Genomic DNA, 6,920 nt, shown 5'->3' with positions numbered 1-6,920 from the left:
TGCCCCTAGGCCACCAAGCAAGACCAACAAGGCAGCGCTGATGGCTCGCGGCACAAAGTGCAGAATAGCATCTAAAAAGTCAACTAAGCTTATAAACTCAAGTAAGCGAGCGGCAGATGTAAAGAAACTCAGCAGCAAGAAGAAGAAAACCGCGTTTGCCAGGAAACGTGGCACCGAAGGAGAAAGACCTAGTCGGCGTAAAAAAGCCGCAAAGCCAAGGCGCTCACCGAGCTGCTGCACCCCCAAATGATCCAGGAAGAAGCGCAGTCCCCAGCGCACCAGCAGGCTAATCACATAGCCGATGGCCAGCAGCAACAAGCTATTGATCAAGCGAGGGACAAACGAAGCGATCTCCAGCAGCGTCTTGCTCAAGCTATCAATAACTGGTTGGATACTCATGGCCTTCCTCATCTTCCTTAGCAGACTGCAGCAACCACCGTGCTCACTCACAGTGATACTTTATGCTGAGTTGGCACCCATCCACCCGTCGGGCTCCCCATCGAGCATTTGCCCACTCTGTTCTGCCCGCCATGCCTCGCTCCAGCGCCGGACGGGCTGCCAGAGCAACCAACTGACCCGATCAGGACAGAGTGGGGGGACCGCACTCACATGGCGGACGAACAGAGGACAAGGCAGCCTGAGAAGCAAAGCAGTCCGAAAAAGGCTGGGTAACCACCTCAGGAAGGCCTGGCGTCAACCTGCACAGCGGCGCCCTCCTCGTTAGTCTCCCAGTTCGGAACCAGAAGAGTGCCCAGCATCTGGAGCAACTCTCTCAGCCAGGTTGTCAAAGCTAAGGCTGAGAGGTCGAGCAACTCCAGGCTACAGCGCTCTTGATGAAGACGGGTCAGGATACGGCGCTCCAGATCGCCTGACACCGAAGGGACCGCGCCCTCGCGCTGCCGCAGGGCCTGAAAAAAAACATGGACCTGGCGCGCAATCTCGAATTCACGGCGGCAGTCTGGACAGGCCGCAAGCGCAGCCCGAGCCTCAGCGTGCTGGGCTGGGGATAAACTGCCGTCAACCAACTCTGGAAGAAGGGATCGCAGTTCGTCACAATTCATGACTGCTCCTCTGCTGTCCTCCGCTGCCGCAGAACCTGCTGAGCCTGCTGAGGTGAACGCTGGCGCTCTGCACGCTCTGACCGAGAGCGGGGGCGTACAACCCGCGCATAATGGCCACAGAGCTTGAGAAAGAGACGCTGGAAAGCCAACCGAGCCCGATGCAGACGCATCTTGATGGCTCCCAGGCTCAAGTCAAGTGCGCGCGCCATATCATCATAGCTCAGCTCTTCCAGCTCTCGCATCACAAGAATCTGAGCCTGATCTCGCTCTAAAGTACAGAGAACTGTATTAATACAATCTCTCAGCTCATTACGCAGTAGTTGTTCCTCTGGGTGGGCCAGAGCGACTGCTGCCGTCGAAGAAGGCTGAGACTGCTCTGGCACCTGCTCAATAGAGGAAGCCCACGCATGGCGCCGACGCCGCTCCAGCGAGTCCAGAGCGGCATTGGTAGCCATACGATACAGCCAGGTTGAAAACTGGGCGGGTTGCTTAAGCTGGGGCAGCGAGTAGTAGGCCTTAAGCAAGACATCCTGAGTGATATCCTCAGCTTCCTCCCGGTTGGCGACGATCCGATAGACCAAGGTATAGATGCGCTGGGTATAGCGCCGGACCAGCTCCTCAAAGCTGCGCGTAACCGCGGGCAGCTCACGCTGGCAGCGCATCACCAGAACAGCATCACTAAGCATGCTCTCGTCCAAGGACGTATTCCACCTGCGAAAGAGCAGGCATGACCGCCCACGCAAGAAGGAACTGTCTGCCCTACCCATCAGCTAACCCGCAGTGGCCTTTCCCAGGGCTGGATCAGAAGGCTACGGCGGTCTGTCCAACTTTGCTCTCCTGCCTGGCTCTCTTGAGGCAGGCTCGGCAGCTACACCAGACAGGAGAAGGCTCTGAGCGACCATAGAAACTAGAGGCAGCACAGTCCCTGGCGGTCATGCCAGGGCAGAGTCAGGAACGGGGCGAGAGAGCGAGCGAATGAGCGACTTCACTCGCCTCAGACCAAATCGCGCCGGCGTCCCTGCAAATCCTCCCAAAGGGTCACCACATTAATACGGCCCTCGGCGATCCCGCCGATCAGCCAACCGAGAAAGGCCAATACAGCAACCAGGAGCGCGGCCCCAAAGCCAAAGGCTACCCAGACTACCCCAAGGGCAAAGCCTAGCACCAGGCCCAAGGTACGAGCGGTCATCTTCTCACTTCCTCCTTTCATCTCAGTGCATTGCGCAATGCCACGCTCACCTGCGAGTGTGACCAGCTACGGCAGCGCAGCCAGCCAACCTGGTCGAGCGGAGCATTGCTCTTCCTTCCCTAGCGGACTCGCCTACCGCGTCCTGGAGAGGCAACCTGCGTTGCAATCTCTACCCGCGCCACTGGCAGGCCAAGATGGTGCTGAAGAGTCTGCTGTAGCTTCTCCTGAAGCGTTTTGCCCACCTCCGGGGCCGCCGCATCTGGAGAAATCGCCGCTTGAACGCGCACACGCAGGCCCTGTTGCTCCTGGCGCACGGCGCCGCGTGTCTCCACAATGCCCGGCACCGTCCCAGCAACATAACGCACTAGCTCATTGACGCTACTACGCGTTACAGCGACCATACCGCGGCTATCGTGTTGGATAACGAACTGGGCTGGTGGACGCTTGCCCGGCAGCAGCTCCACGATGAGCAGGATCAGACCGACCAGCGCCAGACCTATCCCCACAAGAGTCGCGGTAGTAGCATCGGCCTGGTTAAGATGGCTCAAAAACTCCCACTGCCGTTGCAAGAAACCGCCAGGACTGACCTGGGCTGCGGTGACCAGCCCCGCCTCTAACAGAATGAGCACAACTCCCGCGACCAGGGCCGCCAGGCTTAAGAGCAGGATCAACAGACGATTGAATATATTTCTCATAGCACTTCCTCAGAAAAGCAGAGAGAAACGGCGTTCCCACTCACTAGCTTGCGAGACATCAAGAGGGAGTGGGAGCGCACGTTACAAAGACAGCCCCTAACGCACATCATCGAAGAAGACATGAATCATGCGTGCAGGCTGTTGCCCAGCTTGTGCAAGCGCACGCTGGACCGCAGTGCGGATCTGCTCGCTCAACTCCAGAAGAGAGAGCGCATTGCTCGCGCTGCTACGGCTAGCGCTAGACGGAGGTGGACGCCGCTGAGGCCGAGAGCCAACGCTACCACCGGTGCCGACAGAGCCACCGCTACGAGTGGAATGGCCATCGCGCTGCACTGGCGAACTGCGTAGAGCCTGCTCGGCCAACACCACCCGGACATCAACCTCCAGCGAGTCTGGCGTGGGGCGTTTCAAAACGACCCCACGCACAAACTCGCCAGGACCATAGGTACCTTCACGGGCGAAGCGACCCGCGCTTAGCTCCAGCACCGCTGGAAGTTGACAAACTGCCTCTGCCACCGCCCGCGCCAACGAGAGATCGTCAAGGCTCCTCGGGGCCGCTTGCTGCTCAGTCATACCCCTGGCCATCCTCTCTGCTATTGCACGCGTGGCTGATTCTGACGCGCCTGCTCTTCAGGGAAGTAGAGGTCAGTCACCGCGATATTGACCTCTTTGACCGTGAGACCTGTCATAGCCCCGACGCGATTGATGATATTCTGACGCACTGCTGCCGCGACCTGGGGAATGCTCACGCCGTAGTCGACCACCATATTCAGATCGATGGCCGCCTCCTGCTGACCAACCTCAACGTTGACGCCAAGCGAGCGTGTATCTCCACCAGTAACGCGGCTGGCCAGACCAGCAATGGCTGCCCCTGCCCCGGTAGGAACCAGATCATGTACCCCTTCAATCTCACGGGCGGCAATGCCGGCAATCTTGGCCACGACATTATCGGCGATCGAGGTCTTCCCTTGTGGGGTCACTGCCTCCAGCCCACGCCCCGTCGTCGCGGGGGCAACTCCGCGAATCGGGCCATGCTGGGTGGCCGTAGCTGTTGCGGTCGTCTGTTCATCAGGACGATCTGCCATTTTAACAACCTCCTTTGATCGTAGCAAAGAGTAGCTATCGGTATTGCTTCTTTTCTTGCGTTGCCTCTGTCGTATGCTTCGGGCCGCTCAGGCCCTAGACAAAAGGAAGATGGCTACCGAAAAGAGCCTATCAGGCTGCTCTCATCTTTATGATAGAGAGGATGCGAATGTCCACCACCGAAAGAGAGAGACGGCAGAACTTTCAAAAAGTCACGCCTCACTTTTCGTTAGTGGCGACCAGCGGGCGCCATCTTTCCCCTACAAGAAGGACTCCACAAACAAACACGGCCTGTCCCGGTCCGGCGTTTCTGCCTGGAGCAAAACAGCGAGCAACTAACAAGAAGCCGGGTGCCGTTGAGCTTAACAAAGTTCACACAATTTTCCAATCGGATTCTCATAAAGAGCTGTTATGCTGGAAAGGGCGGACTCTGAGAAGCGACCAGGGAGTCAAGCGCCTTCTCCTCTCTGGCTGTTGGAACCCAGTTAGTAGCATGCAGAAGGCCTCTCAGAGGACAGGGCGGAGAGCAAGGAAAGAAAGCACAACCGTCCGAGGTAGTCAACCGCTGCCTGCCGTACCGGCAAATGTGAGCATTCGGGGGAGGAAGGCATGCATATTCTTGTCGTTGAGGATGAGAAGCGTCTAGCCTATCTCTTGCGCCGTGTGCTGCAAGAGGAGCGGCACACTGTAGATCTCGCTCACGATGGCCAGAGCGGCCTTGATCTGGCGCTCTCGGACACCTATGACATTGTGATTCTTGATCTGATGTTGCCTGGCATCGATGGATTAGAGATTTGTCGGCAGATGCGCGCCGAGCACATTACCACACCCGTTCTCATGCTGACGGCGCGCGGTGCTATCGAAGACCGCGTCACTGGCCTGAACGTGGGGGCGGATGATTATCTAACCAAGCCCTTTGCTATGGCTGAGCTGCTAGCGCGCATCAATGCCTTGCTACGGAGACGCGACCGCCGCTTTGATGATAACCTCCAGTTGACTGTTGGCGACCTGACCCTTGATCTGGTGCGTCACGAGGCGCGCCGCGCAGGACGAGTCATTGAACTGACAGCGAAAGAGTTCGCGCTGCTAGAGTATCTCATGCGCCATCCTGGCCAAGTCCTCAGCCGCACGCAGATTATCAATGCTGTCTGGCGCTATGACATCGATGCCCTCTCCAATGTCGTCGATATCTACATTCACTACTTGCGTGACAAGATCGATCAAGGTTTCGCTTATCCATTGATAAAAACTGTACGTGGCGTGGGCTATAAAATTGAAGGGCGGGAGAACGGCAAGTAAACCGGGGATAGTACTATGTTCCAAGGCCACAAATGGCACTGGCCTAGACGACGGCTGCTAACTCAAGAAGCGGGAGCGAGCCTCTTCCGTGGTCTGCGCACGCGCCTGACACTCTGGTACTGTGGTGTTCTGGGAGCGGCGCTCATCCTCTTTGGGGTAGCGCTCTACTTTGGCGCCCACTACTTTCTCTTGCAGCCACTGCAGGACACGGCTAAGCAACATGCGCATATGCACGTCGAGCAATGGCTTGCGGGACATCTTGACCGTGCCTGTGCCTCTCCTCTGCCGGGCAACCCTTTCCCGGCACCCAGCAAAGAAGGCCCAGCGATGGAATGGGTGCTCTGCTTTGATGCGCAGGGTCATCTCCTGGTTGACAACCTTGATCAGCTTCCACCGGGCCTGCTCAGCGGTAACCTTGTACAACAGGCTGCTCAACAAGGCAGTGCCAGCGACATTGTTGACGGAGGGCGCTCCTTCGGAGCTATCTATCGCTATGCTGTGGCTGTGCCTGGCACTAACAGCTTTGGCGCCAGAGGGGTCGTGATGGTGGGCGAATCAATCCAGGCCCAGGAAAATGCCCTCTCGTTACTGCTGATCCTCTTGCTCTGCCTGGGAGCTTTAAGCCTGCTTGGAGCGGGCATCGGTGGTCTCTTTCTGGCAAACCGGGCCCTGGCCCCGGCACGTCTGGCCTGGGCCAATCAACAGCGTTTTATCGCCGATGCCTCGCATGAGCTACGCACGCCTCTCACCCTACTGCGGGCCGATGCTGAGGTCTTACTGCGCAGTCGTGAGCGCTTGCAGGGGGAGGATGCCGCCCTTTTAGAAGATATCGTTACCGAAACCAACCACCTGGCAGCGATCGCTAACAACCTGCTTACCCTGGCGCGCCTTGACAGCGGCCAGATGCATCGCGAGCATGAGGTTGTCGATCTAGCGGCCCTGGCCCATAATGGGGCGCGGCGCATTCGGGCGCTCGCAGCCCAGAAAGCTATTCAAGTACAAGAGGAGCCTCTAAGGAGACCCTATGTGATCGGTGATCCCCTGCTACTCGAACAGGCCATTCTTGTCCTGCTGGATAATGCCCTCAAATACAACCGGCAAGGCGGCAAGGTCCTTATTCGCACCCTGGAACGCGACGGACGGGCCTGTCTGGAGGTTCACGATACAGGTATTGGCATCCCACCGGAGCATCTGCCACACCTTGGAGAGCGCTTCTATCGCGTCGATAAGGCGCGCTCGCGTGAGGCCGGTGGCACCGGCCTGGGCCTCTCGATTGCGCGCAGTATCGCCAGGCTCCATCGTGGCCAATTGACGCTGACCAGCGTGCCTGGTCAAGGCACCATTGCCACGCTCAGCCTGCCCTTAGCGCAGAGCCAGCGCTCGGAGAGACTACAGCCGCGGCCTGCGCCCCTCGGGGCAGGCCCCGGACAGCAAGCAAACGTATACTAGACGGGCCTCAATTGCTACGGAGGAGTTTTTTTCTCTACAGGGGGATTCTCTCCCAATCCCGTAAACGGCGCAACAGCTCAGCGTAAAAGATAAAAGAGTGGGTCAATTGGAGTGACGGCATAGTGCTTTTACAGGGAGGAACTA

9 protein-coding genes are annotated in these 6,920 nt (G+C 58.0%); 2 read left to right on the top strand and 7 right to left on the bottom strand.

Features of this window, described 5'->3' with window-relative positions:
* From IRZ24_RS14785 to IRZ24_RS14755, 7 genes are all read right to left on the bottom strand, one after another.
* Positions 1 to 399: hypothetical protein (locus IRZ24_RS14785; RefSeq protein WP_297165567.1), on the bottom strand; the 399-nt coding region annotated here is incomplete at its 3' end.
* Positions 400 to 677: 278 nt separating this feature from the next.
* Positions 678 to 1,061 (bottom strand): zf-HC2 domain-containing protein, encoded by a 384-nt coding sequence (locus IRZ24_RS14780; RefSeq protein ID WP_297165565.1) that lies wholly within the window; start codon positions 1,059 to 1,061, stop codon positions 678 to 680.
* Positions 1,058 to 1,747, bottom strand: a complete 690-nt coding sequence (locus IRZ24_RS14775) for a sigma-70 family RNA polymerase sigma factor (RefSeq protein WP_297165563.1) — start codon at positions 1,745 to 1,747, stop codon at positions 1,058 to 1,060. The genes IRZ24_RS14780 and IRZ24_RS14775 overlap by 4 nt, the downstream gene beginning before the upstream one ends.
* A gap of 308 nt (positions 1,748 to 2,055) precedes the next feature.
* Complete coding sequence (locus tag IRZ24_RS14770) at positions 2,056 to 2,250, bottom strand: hypothetical protein (protein ID WP_297165561.1); 195 nt, start codon at positions 2,248 to 2,250, stop codon at positions 2,056 to 2,058.
* Positions 2,251 to 2,369: 119 nt separating this feature from the next.
* A complete protein-coding gene (gene amaP, locus IRZ24_RS14765; RefSeq protein ID WP_297165559.1) occupies positions 2,370 to 2,945 on the bottom strand; it encodes an alkaline shock response membrane anchor protein AmaP in 576 nt (191 codons plus the stop codon).
* Positions 2,946 to 3,041: 96 nt separating this feature from the next.
* Positions 3,042 to 3,518 (bottom strand): hypothetical protein, encoded by a 477-nt coding sequence (locus IRZ24_RS14760; RefSeq protein WP_297165557.1) that lies wholly within the window; start codon positions 3,516 to 3,518, stop codon positions 3,042 to 3,044.
* Positions 3,519 to 3,538: 20 nt separating this feature from the next.
* Entirely contained in the window at positions 3,539 to 4,030 is a 492-nt protein-coding gene (locus tag IRZ24_RS14755; RefSeq protein ID WP_297165555.1) for an Asp23/Gls24 family envelope stress response protein, read from the bottom strand.
* A gap of 607 nt (positions 4,031 to 4,637) precedes the next feature.
* Between IRZ24_RS14755 and IRZ24_RS14750 the strand changes: the two genes are divergently transcribed.
* Both IRZ24_RS14750 and IRZ24_RS14745 read left to right on the top strand, forming a co-directional pair.
* The gene (locus IRZ24_RS14750) at positions 4,638 to 5,327 is read left to right on the top strand and encodes a response regulator transcription factor (RefSeq protein ID WP_297165553.1); all 690 of its coding nucleotides are present in this window, start codon (positions 4,638 to 4,640) and stop codon (positions 5,325 to 5,327) included.
* 15 nt (positions 5,328 to 5,342) lie between these two features.
* Positions 5,343 to 6,776 carry an ATP-binding protein gene (locus IRZ24_RS14745; protein ID WP_297165551.1) on the top strand — a complete coding sequence of 478 codons (1,434 nt, stop codon included), beginning with the start codon at positions 5,343 to 5,345 and terminating at the stop codon, positions 6,774 to 6,776.
* Positions 6,777 to 6,920: the final 144 nt, after the last annotated feature.

The sequence above is a fragment of the Thermogemmatispora sp. genome, assembly GCF_019683755.1.
Lineage (GTDB): Bacteria > Chloroflexota > Ktedonobacteria > Ktedonobacterales > Ktedonobacteraceae > Thermogemmatispora.
Note: the sequence above shows the minus strand (reverse complement) of the source record. Positions and strands in the feature narration are given on the sequence as shown.

Excerpts from the sequence above, each read along its gene's own strand:
- IRZ24_RS14780 (WP_297165565.1), bottom strand. The coding sequence starts at position 1,061 with ATGAATTGTGACGAACTGCGATCCCTTCTTCCAGAGTTGGTTGACGGC.
- IRZ24_RS14775 (WP_297165563.1), bottom strand. The coding sequence starts at position 1,747 with ATGCTTAGTGATGCTGTTCTGGTGATGCGCTGCCAGCGTGAGCTGCCC.
- IRZ24_RS14770 (WP_297165561.1), bottom strand. The coding sequence starts at position 2,250 with ATGACCGCTCGTACCTTGGGCCTGGTGCTAGGCTTTGCCCTTGGGGTA.
- amaP (WP_297165559.1), bottom strand. The coding sequence starts at position 2,945 with ATGAGAAATATATTCAATCGTCTGTTGATCCTGCTCTTAAGCCTGGCG.
- IRZ24_RS14760 (WP_297165557.1), bottom strand. The coding sequence starts at position 3,518 with ATGACTGAGCAGCAAGCGGCCCCGAGGAGCCTTGACGATCTCTCGTTG.
- IRZ24_RS14755 (WP_297165555.1), bottom strand. The coding sequence starts at position 4,030 with ATGGCAGATCGTCCTGATGAACAGACGACCGCAACAGCTACGGCCACC.
- IRZ24_RS14750 (WP_297165553.1), top strand. The coding sequence starts at position 4,638 with ATGCATATTCTTGTCGTTGAGGATGAGAAGCGTCTAGCCTATCTCTTG.
- IRZ24_RS14745 (WP_297165551.1), top strand. The coding sequence starts at position 5,343 with ATGTTCCAAGGCCACAAATGGCACTGGCCTAGACGACGGCTGCTAACT.